Origin of the sequence: Halosimplex pelagicum (genome assembly GCF_013415905.1) — an archaeon.
Classification (GTDB): Archaea; Halobacteriota; Halobacteria; order Halobacteriales; family Haloarculaceae; genus Halosimplex; species Halosimplex pelagicum.
The window spans coordinates 4,421,548-4,438,931 of sequence record NZ_CP058909.1 but is presented as its reverse complement, the minus strand read 5'-3'; the positions used below and the strand labels follow the sequence as shown (position 1 = coordinate 4,438,931).

Genomic DNA, 17,384 nt, shown 5'->3' with positions numbered 1-17,384 from the left:
GTCAGAGCGCGTCGAGCAGGGCGTCGACGTCCTCGGCGGTGTTGAAGACGTGGACGGAGACGCGGACGGTGCCCGTCGGCGGGATGTCGCGGACGCGGATCCCCTCCTCGTCGAGCCGTTCGGCGGTCGCGATGGGGTCGTCGGCGGCGAAGGCGACCAGTCCGGACTCGAACCGCTCGGGGGAGACGAGCCGGTCGTCCAGCCCCTCCTTGAGGCGACCGGTCAACCGCTCGATGCGGTCGGTGACGGTGTCGAACCCCAGGTCTTCGACGGTGGCGATCCCCTCCCGCAGGCCGGCGTAGGGGACGGGCGAGACGCTGCCCACCTCGAAGCGACGGGCGTCGGGCTTGAGGCCCCAGTCGTCGGCCTCGGGGTCCTCGACGCCCATGTAGCCGACCTGCGCCGGTTCGAGCGACTCGGCGAACTCGTCGGTGACGTGGAGGAAGCCGGTGCCGGTGGGACCGAGCAGCCACTTGTGACCGGCGGCGGCGACGGCGTCGGCGCCCCACGCCCCGAAGTCGACGGGGCGCTGGCCGACCGACTGGACGGCGTCGACGAGGACGCGCGCGCCGCCGTCGCGGGCGATGTCGGTGAGTTCCGCGACGGGGAGCCGACAGCCGTCGGTCCAGCACAGCGAGCTGAACACGGCGAGTTTCGCGCCGTCGACCGCGGACTTCCACGCGTCGCGGTCGACGTCCCCGCCGGCGGCCTCGACGACGCGGACCTCGATACCGTGGGTCTGGCGCAGGCGCTCCCAGGGGAGGATCCCCGCGGAGTGCTCCTGGTCGGTCCGGACGACGACATCGCCGGGCTCCCAGTCCATCGCGGCGGCGATCCGGCCGATGCCGTCGGTGGTGGACTGGGTGAGCGCGACGGATTCGGGCGCGACGCCGACGTGGCCGGCGACGACCTCGCGCGTCTCGTCGAGCGCGTCGAACAGCGCGCCGTAGGTGCCGGCGCCGGTCGGCGCCTCGAACTCGTGGTACTCCAGGGCGTCTTCGGTCGCGTCGACGACCCGGCGGGGACTCGGCCCGCCGGCGCCGGTGTTGAGGTAGACGCCGCGGTCCAGCGCGGGCATGTCCGCGCGGAGTTCCTCGGGAGTCATGCCCGAATCGACGGACCGGCCGCGGTTAAAGCACCCGCCACGCGACCGGTTCTCGGACGTTCGTCCCCGGTTACGTTCAGTACAGGGAGTGGCTGTTGCGGCGAGCGGTCGCGGTGCGGTCGGCGCGTGCTGTCGAGCGTGCCCGCCTCGTGGCGGGCCGCTCGAAATAGTCACGCGAGGGATGAGAAGCGCAGCCTGCGAGCATCGCAAGCGGCTGGGGAGGTGTGAGGCCGTCTGCGGTTGCTGTCGCGGTGCGGCTGCGGTCCCTGGCGGACTGAAAGGGCGAGGTGCGCTCGCGTTTATTCAGTCGCCTGAGCGGGCACTATCCGCGCGGGCGGTGCTGAGAGCGCGGATATCCCGCTTCAGCGACCGCGAGCGCGGCGAGGGCTTTCATCGCTTGCTGTCAGTAGCGGTCGCTGTCTCTCTACTTCTTTGCACAATTCCACCAACAGAAACAACCACTCAACAAGCAACTCGAACTGAACGATCCGGCCTCGTCGTGTATTTATATGTCCCGAACCCGTACCTCGCGGTGATGTACAGCGCGCGCGACCAGGTAGAGAACAGCGAGTGGCTCGACGAGGTCGAGGCGACGGCCGAGCGCCTCGACATGGACGAGGCCGCCCGGTCGCGCGCGGCCGACCTCTTCCTCTCGAACGTCCCCGAGACCGACCGCTCGAAGCGGGCCGTCCTCGCGACGAGCGTCTACGTCGCCGGCCTCGTCGAGGGCGACAGCCGCAGCCAGCAGCGCGTCGCCGAGGTCGCGGACGTGTCCCGGCTCACGATATCCAAGCGCTACGAGGAGATGCTGGAGAGTCAGGGACTGGACGCGCCGCGCTGGTAGCTCGGGGTCGGGCTCGGCGGCGGGCCGTCGCAGTTCGAACGAGAATCAGGCGTCGTCGGCTTCGGCTTCCGGGCCGCCGACGGCCGACGCGTCGGCGGCGTCGCTGGCGGTCTCGGCGTCGGTCTCGCCGGGGGCGTCGCGGCCGGTGCGGTCCGGGGTGAGGGCGCCGTGTTCGTCGATCTCGCCGCGGACGATGCGGGTGCTGGAGATGATCTCGTCGTCCTCGGCGTAGACGTGGTCGACGACCTCGATGTCGAGCGGTTCGACGCCGTCGTCGCGGCGGATCTCGTTGATGCGTTTGCCGCCGGTCTCCGTCTCGGGGGAGACGACGATGGCGTCGAACTGCGGTTCGGGGGCGAAGCCCGTCGGGTCGTCGATCTTTCGGATCTCGTAGTCGCGGTCGTACTCGTCGGCCAGCCGGGCGAGTTCGGCGTCGAGGTCGCGGTGGCGCTGGTCGTACGGACGGACGTAGCGGTCCTCGCGACGGGTCTTCGGGGCCAGGTCGTCGCTCGTCAGGCCGACCGTCGCGTCGCCCAGTTCGAAGGCGCGCCTGAACAGCGCGCGGTGTCCGTCGTGGACCGGGTCGAAGGTTCCACCCAGCGCGACCTTCATACTGGCTCAGTCGGGCCAGGCCGGTAAAGTGCCTTCGGCTTTCGGTGCCCCGCCGCCACGACGCGATAGAACGGTTCTCCCTGCCTCACTCGTCGCCGCGTCCGTCGTCGTCCGCGTCGCCGCCCGGCCCGTCGGCGTCGTCGGCGTCCGCATCGTCGGTCGACGGTTCGTCCGCGTCGTCGTCCTCCGCGGTTCCCCACTCGTCGGCCGCGTCGCCGTCCTCCGCGTCGCGGTCCCCGTCGGCGGCGGGGTCGTCCTCGACGGTGATGGTGACCGGTTCGGAGTCGACGGTCGGGTGGTCGTCGTCGCTGCCGAGGATCTCGTCTAAGTTGAAGACCGTGTTGAGCTCCTCCTGCACGTCGTCGACGACGTTGCCGACGAGCTCGCTCGGCGCCATCGCCGCGTACTCGTAGGGGTTGTTGCCGGCGCCGTCGTTCTCGCGTTTCCCCCGAGTGACCTTCCCCTCGTCGTGGAGCTCCGCGAGCGCCTCCCGGACGGTGCTGGGATACAGCCCCGTGCCCTCGGCGATCTCGTCGCTCGTGCTGTCGGGGTTCTGGCGGAGATAGACGTAGATGCGCGCCCGCGTCTCGGTCTCCAGCACCCACGAGAGCATGTCCACGATCCCCTCGTCGAAGCCCGTCACCGCCTTGTCGGCCTCCTGTTCCAGCCGTTCGCGGACGTTTCCACCCTCTTGTGGGTCCGCGTCGGGCTCGTCGGTCCCCTCGCCGTCGTCGGTAGGATCGTCTGTAGACATACGTCGCCTCTACGAGGACGAAAGCCCCAGCCGGGTAAAAATCTTGCCGACGTTCTCACACGCGCGAAATCGCGTGATAGCGCCCGATTGCGCCCGTCCGCCTACTCGTACTGGAGTCGCAGCGAGTCACACAGCGCGTCGGCGCCCCGTTCCTCACGCAGCCGGCGCTGGCGCTCGGCGCCGCTCTCGGCGTCGTACACCTCGCGGATACCCGAGACACCGAGCCGCTCGGCCTCGCGGTCGACGATCTCGCCCAGGGCGACCGTCGACTCGAACGACCGGTCCAGCAGGGCGGCGTCGTGGCCGTGGCGCATCGCGCGCCACTTGTGCTCGTCGTACAGCTCCCGGCGGGCGTCGGTGCCGGACTCGCCGTCCTCGTAGCGGGCTGCCAGGTCCTCGACGAGCGCGTGGGTGTACTCGACGAACGCGAGCACCACGTCGGGGTCGGCCTGGCCGTCCGGCGTTCGAACTTCGACGGTGCCGTGACCGGAGTGGGGGCGCACGTCGAACCAGAGCTCGCCGCGGTCGTCGATGCTCTCGGTCTCCAGCATCCGCCGCTCGTAGTCGTCGAAGGCGTCGTAGTCCGCGAAGGCGGTGGGCATCCCGGTGTTCGGGAGCGCCTCGAAGATCTTCGCGCGGGCGGACTGGAGGCCGGTGTCGAAGCCGTTCCAGTACGGCGAGTTCGCCGACAGCGCGAGCATCACCGGGAGGTGCCAGCGCAGTTCGTTGGCGATCCACACCGCCTTGTCCGCGTCGTCGACGCCCACGTGGACGTGCAGCCCGGCCGTCGTGTTGCGGTGCTGGGGATACTGGATTCGGTCCAGCTGCGCCCGGTATCGTGGCTTCTCGGCGTGTTCGAGCTCGCGCCACTTCGCGAGCGGGTGGAGGCCGGCGGCGGCGATGTCGAAGCCGTGAGCGGTGGCGTGGTCGACCAGCGCCTCGCGGACCGCGAGCAGGTGCTCGCGGGCCTCCGAGGGGTCCTCGATGACGGGCGTCTGGGACTCGATGACGCACTTGAACAGTTCGTGGTCGAGCCGCCCCTCCAGCAGTTCGGGGGGGTCGGACTCGTAGACGAGCTCGTCGGTGCCCGAGGTGGGCCGGCCGTCCTCGTCGACGACGTAGTACTCCTCCTCGATGCCGATCGTCCCCATCCGACTGAACGCCTCGCGCGAGCCCCGGTCCATCGCTCCGTACGAGGGGGCGACGGCGCTAAAAATTTCCCTTCGCGGCGCGCGACGCGCCCGCCAGCGAGTCCGTCTCCCGAACACCGCCATAGCAGCCGCTCGGTAGTGTTAGAGAGACGGTTTAGGGCAGTCGGCGTGAGCCCACGTGGAAACCACGCGAGCCGAAAGGTGCCGCTGACCGTGCCGTCTACGCGAAACCACCCCTCGCCGACGGATAACACCTCCGGTCCGCCGACGATCCGCCGACGGCCCACGGGCGGCAGGTCGTCGACCGCTCAGCGCGGCGTCGCGACCACGCCGAGGTGGTCGTCGTGGTGAGGGGTCAGCCGCCGGGTCTCCAGCACCTCGTAGGCCGATTCGAGCTCGTCGAGCGCGTCGTCGAACACGTCTGCCGGGTCGCGGGTCACGTCCTCGCTGCGGGCCTTGACCGCGAGCAGGAGCCGGCCGTCCTCGCGGAGGAACTCGGCGTTGGCGGTCGCCACCTTCGCCTGGCCGCGCGTCGCCACGTCCTGCACGATGGCGTCGACCGGCTCGACGACGTGGGCGTACGTCTCGGGCTTGCGCGCGTCCTTCAGCAGCGGAAAGAGGTTGCCGCGGGGCTCGGCGGCGTCGAGCAGGTCCCGCACCGGCCGGGCGGCGAACTCGACGCCGTAGGTCGGGCCGGCGAAGTCCGCGACGTGGCTGGCGGTCGTCCCCGACGCCGCGCCCAGGTAGAGGACCGCTTCGTCGCCGACCAGTCCGGTGTCCATCCCGAGTTCGAGCATCGCGCCGAGCTTCGAGCGGTCGGGGTCCCAGGCGCGCCACTCGCCGTCGGTCGGCTCGCCGTAGTGGGGCTCGCCCCGCGTCGCCAGCCGCTCGGTCCCCTCGAACGCGCGGCGCTCGACGCCCGTCGGGAGGTCGCTCACGAGCCGTCACCTCCGTCCGCGCCATCGCCGTGCCCGGTGTCGGAGTCGCCACCGCCGTCCGTCCCGCGGATCGTCGCGATGCGCTCGTCGAGTTCGGCGTCGAGGTCGGGCTTGCGCTCGCCGCTGTAGTGGTCGACGCGGGCGGCGATGGTGAGCTTCCCGGCGAGCGCCCGCGCGGCCGAACCGCGCTTGTCGGGGCGCGTCCCGCGGACGTACTCGTGGGTGAAGATGACGCCGTGTTTCGGCGAGGGCGCCGACCCGCGGAGGTGCGCGAACAGCGCGTCCTCCGCGCCGAGCACTTGCACCGTACTGGACGGCTGTTTGGCCAGGCTGTCGAGGCCGCCCGACAGCGAGATCAGTCGAGCCGCCAGCACGGGGCCGGCCATCGCGGCGAGGTTCGGCGCCACCGAGGGGGTCGTCTCCTCGACGTACGACCGGAGCTCGTCGGCCTCGTCGGCCAGCGCGGCCGTCCGTTCGGCGAGCGCGAGCAGTCGCGCCTCGCTGGGGTCGGCGGGCTCCTCGGTGCGGTCCGCGAGTTTCCGAGCGTACTCGACGCCGGTGTCGGCGTCGTCGAAGCGGGTGCCCGCCCACTCGGCGACCCGCTCGGCGAGTTCGTTGGCGGTCCGCTCGCAGTCGTCCATGGAGCGGACCGCGTGGATGAGCTGTTTGTCGTCCGCGCGCTCGCGCTCGTGGACGCCCGCCCGAGCGGCGGCGGTCGTCGCCTCGTGCAGGCGCTCGTAGTACTCGGCCTCGTCGGCGGCGAACCCGTCGTCGACGGCCAGGGCCGGCCAGTCGGCGGCCGATTCGGCCGACCCGTTCCGGACCCGCTCGGCCGCACTCTCGGTGTCGCCGGGGTCGAGGCCGGCGAACCACCCGTCGTGTTCGGTCATACACCGGATTCGCCGCCCGGTCCAAAAAAGGACGCCGGTGTGACCGCCGCGACGGACCTGTCACCCGCTCCAGCACGCGAGCGTGACGCCCGACCCGGCGAGGTCGCCGTCCGGGAGCGTCCCGTGGCGCTCGGTCTCGCCCCGACGGAGCGTCTCCTCGGAGACGTAGTAGTGGGCGTCGTAGAACGACTCCTCGACGGTCGCCTCGGCCTGTCCGTCGCCCGCGGTCGCCGCCGGACTCGCCACGGTCGTCCGCGTCCAGACGTGGATCCGGACGCGATGGCCGCCCGCGGCCGCTCGGACGGTCGTTCCCTGTAGCTCGACGGCCACGTCGGTCACGCGGTCGCCGAGCGCGTGGTTGTGCGCGAACGCTCGCTCGTACGACTGAGCGAACCGGCCGACAGACTCCGCGTCGAGCGACGCGGGCGATCCCGGCATCGGCTTCGGCGTCACTGCCTCGGTCCCGGAGTCGGTCAGGAGCAGATCCGTCTCGCAGGCGTCGGTCGCCGTCGACGGCGACGGTGTCGGCGTCGGAGCGCCACCGTCGGATCCCCCGAGCCCGACACACCCCGCCGTCAGCGCGAGAGCGGCGACGAGGGCGACGGAAACAACGAGTCGCATGAGTCGCGTATTTCGCGGCCGTACAAGAGTCTTCGACTCCGATTTCAGCGATCGATAGCGGGCCGACGCCCTCCCGTCCGCTCAGTCGGCCAGCGCCTCGAAGGGTTCCTCGCAGGCGAGACAGTAGTGCATCGACCGGCACAGCGACGGTCCCTTCGGATGTTCGCGTTCGGTATCGGTCGACCCGCAGTAGGGACACTCGACCGCCGCGTCCTCACCACCGGCGTCGACGCTCGGGTCCGTTCGATTCCGCATCAGACGCTCACCCCGAACTCCCGGAGCGCCGCCTTCCCGTCCTCGGTGACCATCTCCAGCGTCCACTCGGGCGACCACACCAGCCGCACGTCCGCGCGGTCGACGCCGTCGGCGCTCTCGGCCGCCCGCTCGATATCGTCGGTGAGCATCGCTCGCGCCGGACAGCCGGTGTAGGTGAGCGTCATCTCGACCGTCGCCGCGCCGTCGTCGACGGCCACGCCGTAGATAAGCCCCAGATCCACGACGCTCACCGGCATCTCCGGGTCCTCGACCTCGCGCAGCGCCGTCCAGACCCGCGCCTCGGCGCCTGTCGCGTCCGCTCCCGTCGCGGGCAGTTCCCGCTCACTCCCGGATTTCGTATCGCGGTATGTGGTGTACGCGCACGCCGTCGGGTCCGGGTCCGCCGCGTCGTCGTCGGTCCCTCGGTCGCTGTCACTGCCGAGATACGGCCCGTTCACGCGCTCTCACCCCGGAGCCGGCGCACGTCGTCGCGCCCGAGTTCCCGGTAGGTCTCGGTCAGTTCGTCGTGGAGTCGCGGCCAGTGGTCGGTGTGGATTCCGTCCCGGCCGACGGCGTCGGGGAGCAGTTCGGCGGGGTCGTCGCCGGGGTCGAGCGGGACGGTCACGCCGTGGCCCTCCAGAAACGACCCGACCGTATCGAGCCACTGCCGGCGCATCGCCGCCAGCGACTGCCCCCGGAGGCCGTGCTCGCGGATCGCCGCCGCGCGCTCGCCCGGCTCCCACAGCGTCAGCGCGTGGGGAACGAGTCGGTCGGTCGCCGCCTGCACGCGTTCCCGACCGTCCTCGTCGGCGCAGAGCCGCTCGATCCACGTCTGGGCGTGGTCGAGGTGGTAGGACTCCTCGCCGCGGATCTTCTCGACCGGTTCGACGAGTTCGCGGACGCCCGACTCGGCGACCGCGTCGAGACGCAGGTCCTCGCCCACGTCGTAGAGGTAGCCTCTGACGACCGCGTCCGCCCAGTCGCCCTCGGCGAAGGGCAACTCGACGAGCGTGCCGTGCCGGAAGTCACCGGGGTCGCGCTCCCAGACGAGTTCCTGTTCGGTGTACCCCAGTTCGCCGAGCGCGTCGAACCACACGCGCGCGTGCCCGAGTTCGTCCTGCGCGACGTTCGAGACGGCGAGATCGGACTCCAGCGTGGGCGCGACGACCTGCCACTCCGCGTAGCGCTCGGCGAGGACGAACTCGTCGTCGGCCAGCCGCCGGAGCAGCGCCTCGGCGGCCGCCCGCTCCGCCCCGTCGAGGTCGGCGAGCGGTCGCAGGTCGGCCATCAGTCGCCCCCTCCGGACCGTTCCGCCGCGGCCTGCTCGCGTTCCGAGTCGGCGACCTCCTCGGCGAACGTCGCGTCGACGTTGTAACTCGTCGCCCAGCGGTAGGCCTTGTCGGTCCGGCCGCCGAAGGCGGCGTCGTCGGCGTCGACCTCGGTGACCTCGTCGCTCGGGACGACCCAGAGGCTCTCGGTCGTCATCCGGCGCCCGTGCTGGATCTGCGCGAACAGCGCCGCCAGATCCCGGTCGGGGGCGTGTACGTCCCCGCAGTGGCGGTGGTAGTCGCCGCGCGACTCCTGGCGGAACACTTCCCAGCGCACGGTCAGTCACCACCGGCGGCGACGACGCCCTCGTCCGACCCCGCGCGGTCGCCCGACTCAAGCGCGTCGCGCACCCACGAGACCGCTTCGCGCGCGTTCGCCCGGCCGTCGATTCGCTCGCGCCCCTCGGGGTACTCGTTGTTCGCGATGGCGAAGAACTCCTCCCAGTCGAGGTCGTCCTCGACGACCTCGTAGCGGTCCTCGTCTTCGTGATACCGGATCCGGGGCTCGTCGGGGATTTCCAGCCCGTACTTGCGGGCCTTCGGGACGTAGGCGTCGAGGAACTGGGTGCGCAACTCGTCGTTGGTCGCCGTCTTCAGCCCCACGTCGGCGGCGAAGTCGTGATGCGTGCTCTCGTCGTCGGTCGGCCCGAAGAACTGCAGGATGCGCGGCCACCACGTCTCGAAGGCGTCCTGCAGCCGCCGTTGTTCGGCCTTCGACCCCCCGGCGAGTTCGCGCATGATGTCCTCGCCGTGCTTGACGTGAAACCCCTCCTCGAAGCAGATCTTGTCCATCGCGTGGGCGTAGGGCGCCCAGCTCGACCGCTTGAGCGTGGCCTGGCGCTTCATCGCGGCGCCGTCGACGAAGAAGGCGATCATCGGCGTCTCCGCCCACTCTTCCATCTCGTAGTGGAAGCAGTTGAGGAACTTCCCCTCGCCGCGGGCCAGTTCGTCGAGCATCTCCTCGCGGGTCTTGACCCCGAGCGCCTCCGCGGCCCGGTACAGCAGCTGTCCGTGGCCGATCTCGTCCTGGACCTTCGCGCTGAACGCCAGTTTCCGGTCGATACTCGGCGACTGCCGGACGAACGGCTTCTCCAGGTAGGCGCCCATGATCTCGCTGTTGGCGTGGAACTGCAGCATCCGCGTCGCGGCCTCTCGGTACGCCTCGGGCACGTCGTCGCTCGGGCCGAACTCCCTGGGTCCGGCCCGCGCTTTCACCTCGTCGATGTCCATGTCGTCGGCTACGATCCCGGCCCGGGTACGTGTTGACCCGTTCATGTCGCGGGTTTTTACGTTGGGAGAGAGTACCACACACGGATGATCGACGAGTGTCTGGTCGTCGAGTTCCGCGTGACGGGCGACGACTGCCCGCTCGCGCGCGCCTCGGTGACGGCCGACGCGACCGTCGACGCCGACCCTCCGCAGTTGCGGACCGACGGGAACGCGCTCGTCCGGGCGAGCGGCGCGGCGGACACCGGCGTCGCGGCGGCGCTCGACGGCGACGACCGGGTCCGGTACCTCCACGTCGCGCGGGCAGGCGACCGCGAGACCTATCGCTGTCTCTCGAAGGCCCCCTGCGTCGTCCACGAACTGACGGACGCGGGTTTTCTCGCGGAGTCGCTGCGCTACCGGGCGGGCGAGGAGTACCATCGCGGCGCCGTCGTCGGTCGGGAGGTGTTGCAGGGCGTCATCGACGCCGCCGACGAGCGCGTCGGCGTCACCGTCGAACGGGCCTCGCCGCTCGCCGCCGAGGGCGAGGAGGGCGTTGCCGCCCACTGGAACCTCACGCCGGCACAGGTCGAAGCCGTCGAGGCCGCCCTCGAACGCGGCTACTTCGCCGTCCCGCGGGAGGCCACCGCCGCCGACGTGGCCGCCGACCTCGGGATCAGCAAGTCCGCCTTCCTCGAACGCGTCCACCGGGCCGAAGCGGCGCTGTTCGGCGGGATATTCGGTTGAGTCGTCGGTTCGACTCCGCGGCGGCCGCGGACGGCGTAAACCACTGATCGCTATATCGATTCGGTCGGCCCGCTCGCCGACCACGGCGACGACGCGACCACCATCGACGTGGAGTGGCCGGCGCCGCGCCGCCGCGGCGGGCTTCTGACAACCGCTTCTCCGTTTTCGTCACGTTCAACGACCGAGCGCCGACCACACGTTCGATAACATATATCACACACCGGATCCTATGGGTGGCCATGGATTCCCCGGAGCCCGCGGGTCAGTGGTGGGCCGCGGAACAGTCCTACACCGACGAGGTCGTCGGCACTGACACGCTCGCGTCGATGTTCGAGGCGGCGGCCGACCGGTACGGGTCGGCGCCGGCCCAGCGATACAAGGGCGGGGTCTACGACCGCTCGCTCGCGCCCGACGTGATCCCGGAGGCGCCGGGCGGCGAGTACGCCGACATCTCCTACGAGGAGATGCGGTCGATCGTCCGCCGACTGGCCGCCGGGTTCCGGGAGCTCGGGCTGGAAGCGGGCGACCGGGTCGCCATCTTCGCGGACACCCGCATGGAGTGGGCGCTGGCCGACTTCGCGGCCCTCGCGGCCGGCGGCGCGGTCACCACGGTCTACACCGACTCCTCGCCGAAACAGGTGACGTACCTGCTCGACGACCCCGAGGCGACGGGCGTCGTCGTCGGCGACGAGTCGCTGCTGGAACGCGTCCACGAGGTCGACGAGGACCTCGATCTCTCCTTCTCGGTCGTGATGGACGAGGTCGCTCCCGACGGACCGGCCGCCGACCGCGAGGACGCCCTGACGATGGGGGAGCTCTACGACCGGGGCGACGAGGCCTTCGACGCCGACGCCTACCGGGAGTGGATCGACGAGCGCGACCCCGACGACCTGGCGAGCATCATCTACACCTCGGGGACGACGGGCCGGCCGAAGGGGGTCAGGCTCACCCACCGCAACTTCCGCGCGAACGTCAACCAGTGTCGCAAGCGGATGGGTCCCCGGCCCGACAAGGGCGAGACGCCGGTCCTCGACGAGGACTCGCGGACCATCTCCTTTCTCCCGCTCGCGCACGTCTTCGAACGACTGGCCGGCCACTTCCTCATGTTCGCCTCCGGTGCGACGGTGGGGTACGCCGAGAGCCCGGACACGCTCCCGGAGGACCTGCAACTGCTCGCGCCGACGACGGGCGCGAGCGTCCCCCGCGTCTACGAGCGCATTTTCGACAACATGCGCGAGCAGGCCAGCGACTCGGCGGCCAAAGAGCGGATCTTCGAGTGGGCCGTCGGCGTCGCCCGCGACTACGCCCGCGCCGACGACCCCGGCGTCGCCCTCCGGTCGAAGCGCGCAGTCGCCGACCGGCTGGTCTACTCGACGGTCCGCGAGCGCATGGGCGGCGAGGTGGAGTTCCTCGTCAGCGGCGGCGGGAGCCTCAGCCGGGAGCTCGCGGAGATGTTCCTCGGCATGGGGATCCCCGTCGTCGAGGGGTACGGCCTGACCGAGACGGCGCCGGTCCTCTCGGTGAACCCCACCGAGGAGATCCGACCGGGGACGATGGGACCGCCGGTGACCGACGTCGACGCCCGCCTCGACGAGTCGGCGGTCGGAGACGACCAGTTCCCCGAGGCTGATGGGCCGGTCGGCGAACTCGAAGTGACGGGCCCGAACGTCACCGACGGCTACTGGAACGCGCCCGCGGAGACCGACGCGACGTTCACCGAGGACGGCTACTTCCTGACCGGCGACATCGTCGAGATCACGCCCGAGGGGTACCTCCGCTACAAGGACCGGCTGAAACAGCTGATCGTCCTCTCGACGGGGAAGAACGTCGCGCCGGAACCGATCGAGGACCGGTTCGCGACGAACGAGCGCGTCGACCAGGTGATGGTGGTCGGCGACGACCGCAAGTTCGTCGGGGCGGTCGTCGTCCCGAACTTCGAGGCGGTCCGCCGGTGGGCCGACCGCGAGGGGATCGACCTGCCCGACGACGACGAGGCGGTCTGTCGCGACGAGCGCGTCCGTGAGTGGGTCGGCGAGGCCGTCGACGAGGTCAACGCCGAACTCGAACGCGTCGAGCGGATCAAGGCCTTCGAACTCGTCTCCCGGGAGTGGACCGCCGAGAACGACCTGCTGACCCCCTCGATGAAGAAGAAGCGCCGGAACATCCGCCACGTCCACGACGACGCGATCGAGCGGATCTACGAGGAGCGCGCCGCCGTGGCCGCCGAGTGACCGTCGAGTGGCCGCCAGGTGATCGTCGAGTGACCGCCGAGTGGTCGTTGAATGCCCGTCGAGTGACCGCCGGATGACCCCACCCGGTGACGCGACGGCCCCGGTCGGACGGCGCGGCGTCGTCCGGATGACGTAATCGCTTTGCCGGATGGCCCCTCAGAGGTCGACATGACACCGAGCGGCGGGCGATACGACGCGATCGTCCTGGGAGTCGGTGGCGTCGGGAGCGCGGCGACGTATCACCTCGCCCGCCGCGGCGCCTCGGTTCTCGGTCTCGAACGCTTCGACGTGCCCCACGCCCGGGGCTCGTCTCACGGACGGACGCGGCTGTTGCAGCGGTTGCTCGACGCGGACCCGGCGACGATGGCGCTGGCCGACCGCGCCCACGACTCGTGGCGCGCGCTCGAAGCCGAGACCGGTCGCGACCTGCTGACCGAGACGGGATCGCTTGCGGTCGCCGTCGGCGGCGACGAGCCCGTCGCGAGCGGCCGACGGGCCTGCGAGCGCCACGGCCTCGACCACGAGTCGCTGTCGGGCGCCGACCTCACTGAACGGTTCCCCGGCTACGCCTTCCCCGACGACGCCGAGGCGCTCTACCAGCCCGACGGCGCGGTCGTCGCGTCGGAACGCGGCGTCGTCGCGCACGTCGCCGCGGCGCTTGACGCGGGCGCCACCGTCCGGGCGCGCGAGCGGGTCGTCGACTGGGAGGCGGTCGACGGCGGCGTCCGCGTCGACACCGACCGCGACACCTACCGCGCCGACCGGCTGGTCGTGACCGCCGGCGCGTGGGCGGCACAGGCGGTCGACGCCCTCGACGGCCTGCTCGAACCCTGTCGCCACGCGACCGCCTGGTTCGCCCCGGGCGGCGACCGGTCGGCCGCCCTCGCGGACGACCGCCTGCCGCCGTTCGTCGCGACCGTCGACGGCGAGAACTTCTACGGCCTGCCCGGCCCGGATCTGCCGGGGATGAAGTTCGGGCGAGCGGACTTCAGACCGACCGCGCCCGACGCGCTCTCCGAGCCGACCCAGGCCGACGAGCGGCCGCTGCGCGCGTTCGCCGAGGAGTACGTCCCCGGCGCCGCCGGGTCGACGCTGCGGCTCTCGACCGGGCTGGTCACCAATTCGCCCGACGGGCGATTCGTCCTCGATACCCTCGCGAACGGGCGCGTCGCGGTCGCGGCCGGGCTGTCGGGACGGGGCTACAAGTTCGCGCCCGCCCTCGGCGAGATCCTGGCGGACCTCGCGCTCGACGGCGGGACCGACTTCGATATCTCGGGGTACGCCCTCGGCCGATTCGAGTGACGCAATTCATTTAAGCCGCGTTCACCTGATCAGTATCAGATCGCTTCGGGCAACGACGATCGTTCGGTCGGGTGGGTCCGGACTCGACGGTCGACGGCGGGTGGCCCGACGTTCGGGTGAGTGTCAGAAACGATGCAGGGTGCGGTACGAGCCGGCGAGCGCGTCGTCCGGATCAGCGGCGGCTCGGCCGCTTCGCCGGGGGGTGACGACGATGGCGCCGGTTGACGGACCCGACGACCCCCCGATGGAGTCGTCGCCCGAGAGCACGCCCGGGGAACCGGGACCGGAGAACGCTCCGGAGGACTCGGCTCCGGCGGACTCGGCTCCGGCGGGCTCGGCCTCGGACGGCGACCAGCCGGCGGGAGCGGAGCCCGATACGGGTGGTGCAAGCGACGATCCTCCGCCGGATGAAGGCCGTTCGCGGCGGCGTCGAATCCTCCTGCTGTTGCTGTTGGTACTGCTCGTCTTCGTCGGTGGCGGGCTGGGGACGTTCGTCCTCGACGGCTTCCCCGACGGGTCTCCGGGACCGGGAACTCCGTCGGCGACCCCGGCTCCCGCGCCGAACGCCACGGGGAACGTCTCGCTGGCGACGGTGGCGAACGCGACGCTACTCCGCGCCGACGGCGTCGTCCCCGGTGAAGAAGGGGTCTCCCGTCTGCGACTCCGAAACACCGGCACCGCGAGGGGAGAACTCAGCGTTACCGGATTCGATGTCGAGAGCGACGAGAACGGGCTCCTCCCGCCGGAGTCACCGGTCGACGACTCGCCCGAGGAGGGGGAACTCGACGAGCACCTGGTCGTCCGCGTCTCCGCGGAGTACCCGGGCGGCGAGACGGCCGCGGTCTACGGGGACGAGGGGTTCGTCCCGATCGGGAGCCTCGAGGCCGGTAACCGGACGATCGGGGACGGCCTCGCCGCCGGAGAAGACGTGACGATCGTCGTGGAGTGGCGGCTCCCGGCCGGGACGGGCAACGAAGTGCAGAGCGACTCGGTCACCTTCGACATCGGGTTCACCCTCCGGTCGGTCAACGGGACCGCGACGCCTCAGTGAAGGAGGAGCCCGAGGTTGTGGGCCGTGGTGTAGAGCCCGACGGCGGCCAGGAGGACCGGCGGCGCGTAGAACATGAGCCGGTCGTCGTCGCCGACGCCAGCCCAGAGGCTGATACCGATACAGGCGTAGATGACCAGCAGTTTGAGCCCGAGGAAGCCGCCCCCGCCGAAGGCCATGATGGCCTGCCGGATGACCGGGTTCGCCTCGGTGTGCAGCGGGCTGAAATAAACCAGCGCGATGGTGGTCACCACGTCACCGACGCCGTACGTCGCGACCGCGAGTAACCAAATTCGCGAAAACGATACTTCGTCGAACAGCGACGTGTCTGACAGGCCCCCATCGAAATCGAGCCAGGACGCGTCCGCTGTTGCCATTATCGGAAGAATGGCGAGGAGATACAAATACTACTAGCCTCCGAATTCATATTTGATAATGAATTGCATGAGGGTTAGCTGCTTGTCTGCTCAGAAACCGCTCAGCACGCTATTTCGTCAAACTCGAGTCGGATTACCACGTTCCAGAGAGTAAGGTGGGAGGAAGGTCCGTCCGACTCTCTTTTAATTCGTGTCTTGGGGCCACGAACGCTGGCCTCCCCCGTCAGCAGTGTCCTCCACCGTGCCCGAGTCGATGGGGAACGTCACGCCCTCGCGGGTTTCGAACACCTCGACGGTGATCTCGAACTGATTCCCGCCTCGTCCCCCTTGCTCGAAGCTGACCGTCCCACTCGGCGAGTCGTTCGACCTCGTATCTGTCTTGGACTTCGTGATGTCTCTGAAGACCACGTCGACTCCGCCAAACCGAGAGCTATTCGAGGTCTGGTAAGACACGGTGTAGTCGGCGTTGTTGTTCTTCATATCGTCCGCGACCGTGAACGAATCAAGCGTCGGGCTGTCTGTTCTAGCTGGGTTCCCGTAGCTCGTCGGGTCCGTTCCGTCCGCGATGTCCGAGATCGTCACGTCGTCCACGACGATGTCGTTCTGGTTGAGGACCTCCACGATAATATCGAACTCGTGACCGCCCGTCCCACCTTCGGTGTAGTCGACTCGTCCGTTCGGGGTGTTCCTGCTCGTCTTGGTGACTGTTCCCCAACTCTCGTCCTTATCGACGAATCGGACTCTGACCTGCCCGAAGTTCTGGAGTTTCGTGAGTTCGTAGTAGACGGCGTAATCTCCGTTGTTGTTCTTCGCATCGTCTGTGACGAGGATCCACTCGATCTCAGTGCTGTTCTCGTTGCCGAACTCGCCTTCTTCACTGCCGCTCCCGTCGCCCGACTCGTCAGTAACTACCTTCCGTATGACGGGACTGGAGTCGCCGACCTCGTACACCTCGAAAATAAACTCAAACGTATCCCCTGAGTGTCCCCCGAAACTCTGCGTCGAGATGGTCCCCTCAGTACTCGTTCTCGTATAGGACTCTGACTCTCCATTCCCGCCCAAATCTGTGTTGTACTGGCCGTCGGGGTTGTTGTCAAGATAGAGTTCGATGCGGTCGAAGTTACCAACGTTCTCAACCTGATACGAGATGGCATATTCGGCGTTGTTGTTCTTCGTTTCGTCGACGATCTGGTAGTTGAGCGTGGGTGACCGTCCGACGCGGACGGTACCGCTCGCCGACTCGGTATCACTGAACCTCGCCGATGTCGTCGCGTTCACCAACTGCGAACTTCCGCCGACGAACAGCAGACTGCCGGCAAGTACCTGTCGCCGAGAGACGGTTCCGTGCCCGCTCGGCCTCTCGGCCTCCTCTAGGTGTTCGTCCCCGTTCATGGCGGATCACCCGTCGAATCGTCGTCTACTGTCTCGTCACCGTCGTTCGCCGCTCTGAGCAGGTCCCGAACCTCCATCATGATCAGTAGCGCGGCCGGAACGATCACCAACAGTCCGAGCCCCAGATCAGTTTGGGCGAACGTGACGACGTAGCCGACGTACGGGACGTGAAAACTCACGCGACCGACGATTTCGGACGCCGAAACCAGCTCGGGGTCCGGGTCCTCGTTGGCGTCGCCTTTCGTCCGGAAGCGTCGCTCGCCGTTCTCTTCGACGACCGCCACGACGCGGTGAGTTACGCGCTCCGACCCGCGCTGGAACGTGATCACGTCGTCGGTCGAGATCGCCGACGCGGACACGTCGTTCACGTAGACGACCGACCCCGCGCCGATCGCTGGCGACATGCTGTCCGAGCGGACCACGTAGCTGTTGTCCGAGCCGACGACCTGCGGGACCGCGACGCTGACGAACAGAAAGACGACTGCCAGGACCAACAGCAACCCTAGGCCGTTCCCGAGGCGTCGCCAGTCGATCGACTCCGCGGCGGGCAGGCGACCGCTCATTGACCGCCACCCCCGTGGGG

At 69.5% G+C, this 17,384-nt stretch carries 20 protein-coding genes; 5 read left to right on the top strand and 15 right to left on the bottom strand.

What is annotated here, in order from left to right; translation table 11 throughout:
* Window position 1: 1 nt before the first annotated feature.
* Window positions 2-1,105 (bottom strand): aminotransferase class V-fold PLP-dependent enzyme, encoded by a 1,104-nt coding sequence (locus tag HZS54_RS22105; RefSeq protein ID WP_179919258.1) that lies wholly within the window; start codon window positions 1,103-1,105, stop codon window positions 2-4.
* A 535-nt stretch (window positions 1,106-1,640) separates the two neighbouring features.
* On the opposite strand from HZS54_RS22105, the gene HZS54_RS22100 reads away from it, so the two are divergent.
* On the top strand, window positions 1,641-1,949 hold the full coding sequence (locus HZS54_RS22100) for a cyclin family protein (RefSeq protein ID WP_179919257.1): 309 nt from the start codon (window positions 1,641-1,643) through the stop codon (window positions 1,947-1,949).
* Window positions 1,950-1,994: 45 nt separating this feature from the next.
* On the opposite strand, the gene HZS54_RS22095 is transcribed toward HZS54_RS22100, so the two are convergent.
* From HZS54_RS22095 to paaA, 11 genes are all read right to left on the bottom strand, one after another.
* Entirely contained in the window at window positions 1,995-2,561 is a 567-nt protein-coding gene (locus HZS54_RS22095) for a phosphopantetheine adenylyltransferase (protein ID WP_179919256.1), read from the bottom strand.
* A gap of 85 nt (window positions 2,562-2,646) precedes the next feature.
* Window positions 2,647-3,315, bottom strand: coding sequence for a winged helix-turn-helix domain-containing protein (locus HZS54_RS22090; RefSeq protein WP_179919255.1), 669 nt, complete (start codon window positions 3,313-3,315; stop codon window positions 2,647-2,649).
* A 101-nt stretch (window positions 3,316-3,416) separates the two neighbouring features.
* A complete protein-coding gene (locus HZS54_RS22085; RefSeq protein ID WP_179919254.1) occupies window positions 3,417-4,499 on the bottom strand; it encodes a glutamate--cysteine ligase in 1,083 nt (360 codons plus the stop codon).
* Between the two features lie 275 nt (window positions 4,500-4,774).
* Entirely contained in the window at window positions 4,775-5,404 is a 630-nt protein-coding gene (locus tag HZS54_RS22080) for a fibrillarin-like rRNA/tRNA 2'-O-methyltransferase (protein WP_179919253.1), read from the bottom strand.
* Window positions 5,401-6,294 (bottom strand): NOP5/NOP56 family protein, encoded by an 894-nt coding sequence (locus tag HZS54_RS22075; RefSeq protein ID WP_179919252.1) that lies wholly within the window; start codon window positions 6,292-6,294, stop codon window positions 5,401-5,403. Before HZS54_RS22075 ends, HZS54_RS22080 begins: the two co-directional genes overlap by 4 nt.
* A gap of 60 nt (window positions 6,295-6,354) precedes the next feature.
* On the bottom strand, window positions 6,355-6,915 hold the full coding sequence (locus HZS54_RS22070) for a hypothetical protein (RefSeq protein WP_179919251.1): 561 nt from the start codon (window positions 6,913-6,915) through the stop codon (window positions 6,355-6,357).
* Between the two features lie 81 nt (window positions 6,916-6,996).
* Window positions 6,997-7,170: a 1,2-phenylacetyl-CoA epoxidase subunit PaaE gene (paaE, locus tag HZS54_RS22065; protein WP_179919250.1), complete on the bottom strand. Its 174-nt coding sequence runs from the start codon at window positions 7,168-7,170 to the stop codon at window positions 6,997-6,999.
* Window positions 7,170-7,628, bottom strand: a complete 459-nt coding sequence (gene paaD, locus HZS54_RS22060) for a 1,2-phenylacetyl-CoA epoxidase subunit PaaD (RefSeq protein WP_179919249.1) — start codon at window positions 7,626-7,628, stop codon at window positions 7,170-7,172. The genes paaE and paaD overlap by 1 nt, the downstream gene beginning before the upstream one ends.
* Window positions 7,625-8,458 (bottom strand): 1,2-phenylacetyl-CoA epoxidase subunit PaaC, encoded by an 834-nt coding sequence (gene paaC / locus HZS54_RS22055; protein ID WP_179919248.1) that lies wholly within the window; start codon window positions 8,456-8,458, stop codon window positions 7,625-7,627. The genes paaD and paaC overlap by 4 nt, the downstream gene beginning before the upstream one ends.
* On the bottom strand, window positions 8,458-8,775 hold the full coding sequence (gene paaB, locus HZS54_RS22050; protein ID WP_179919247.1) for a 1,2-phenylacetyl-CoA epoxidase subunit PaaB: 318 nt from the start codon (window positions 8,773-8,775) through the stop codon (window positions 8,458-8,460). Before paaB ends, paaC begins: the two co-directional genes overlap by 1 nt.
* 2 nt (window positions 8,776-8,777) lie before the next feature.
* The gene (gene paaA / locus HZS54_RS22045) at window positions 8,778-9,728 is read right to left on the bottom strand and encodes a 1,2-phenylacetyl-CoA epoxidase subunit PaaA (RefSeq protein WP_179919246.1); all 951 of its coding nucleotides are present in this window, start codon (window positions 9,726-9,728) and stop codon (window positions 8,778-8,780) included.
* Between the two features lie 84 nt (window positions 9,729-9,812).
* On the opposite strand from paaA, the gene HZS54_RS22040 reads away from it, so the two are divergent.
* The 4 genes from HZS54_RS22040 (at window position 9,813) to HZS54_RS22025 (ending at window position 15,035) form a co-directional block, all read left to right on the top strand.
* Window positions 9,813-10,451 carry a helix-turn-helix domain-containing protein gene (locus HZS54_RS22040; RefSeq protein WP_179919245.1) on the top strand — a complete coding sequence of 213 codons (639 nt, stop codon included), beginning with the start codon at window positions 9,813-9,815 and terminating at the stop codon, window positions 10,449-10,451.
* 239 nt (window positions 10,452-10,690) lie between these two features.
* Window positions 10,691-12,682 (top strand): AMP-dependent synthetase/ligase, encoded by a 1,992-nt coding sequence (locus HZS54_RS22035; protein WP_179919244.1) that lies wholly within the window; start codon window positions 10,691-10,693, stop codon window positions 12,680-12,682.
* A 168-nt stretch (window positions 12,683-12,850) separates the two neighbouring features.
* The gene (gene solA, locus HZS54_RS22030) at window positions 12,851-13,984 is read left to right on the top strand and encodes an N-methyl-L-tryptophan oxidase (RefSeq protein ID WP_179919243.1); all 1,134 of its coding nucleotides are present in this window, start codon (window positions 12,851-12,853) and stop codon (window positions 13,982-13,984) included.
* 211 nt (window positions 13,985-14,195) lie between these two features.
* Window positions 14,196-15,035 (top strand): hypothetical protein, encoded by an 840-nt coding sequence (locus tag HZS54_RS22025; RefSeq protein WP_179919242.1) that lies wholly within the window; start codon window positions 14,196-14,198, stop codon window positions 15,033-15,035.
* On the opposite strand, the gene HZS54_RS22020 is transcribed toward HZS54_RS22025, so the two are convergent.
* The 3 genes from HZS54_RS22020 to HZS54_RS22010 form a co-directional block, all read right to left on the bottom strand.
* Window positions 15,029-15,409: a DUF5658 family protein gene (locus HZS54_RS22020; RefSeq protein ID WP_246391717.1), complete on the bottom strand. Its 381-nt coding sequence runs from the start codon at window positions 15,407-15,409 to the stop codon at window positions 15,029-15,031. The genes HZS54_RS22025 and HZS54_RS22020 overlap by 7 nt on opposite strands.
* A 183-nt stretch (window positions 15,410-15,592) precedes the next feature.
* Complete coding sequence (locus HZS54_RS22015) at window positions 15,593-16,801, bottom strand: hypothetical protein (protein WP_179919241.1); 1,209 nt, start codon at window positions 16,799-16,801, stop codon at window positions 15,593-15,595.
* Window positions 16,798-17,364 carry a signal peptidase I gene (locus tag HZS54_RS22010; RefSeq protein WP_179919240.1) on the bottom strand — a complete coding sequence of 189 codons (567 nt, stop codon included), beginning with the start codon at window positions 17,362-17,364 and terminating at the stop codon, window positions 16,798-16,800. Before HZS54_RS22010 ends, HZS54_RS22015 begins: the two co-directional genes overlap by 4 nt.
* Between the last annotated feature and the right edge of the window lie 20 nt (window positions 17,365-17,384).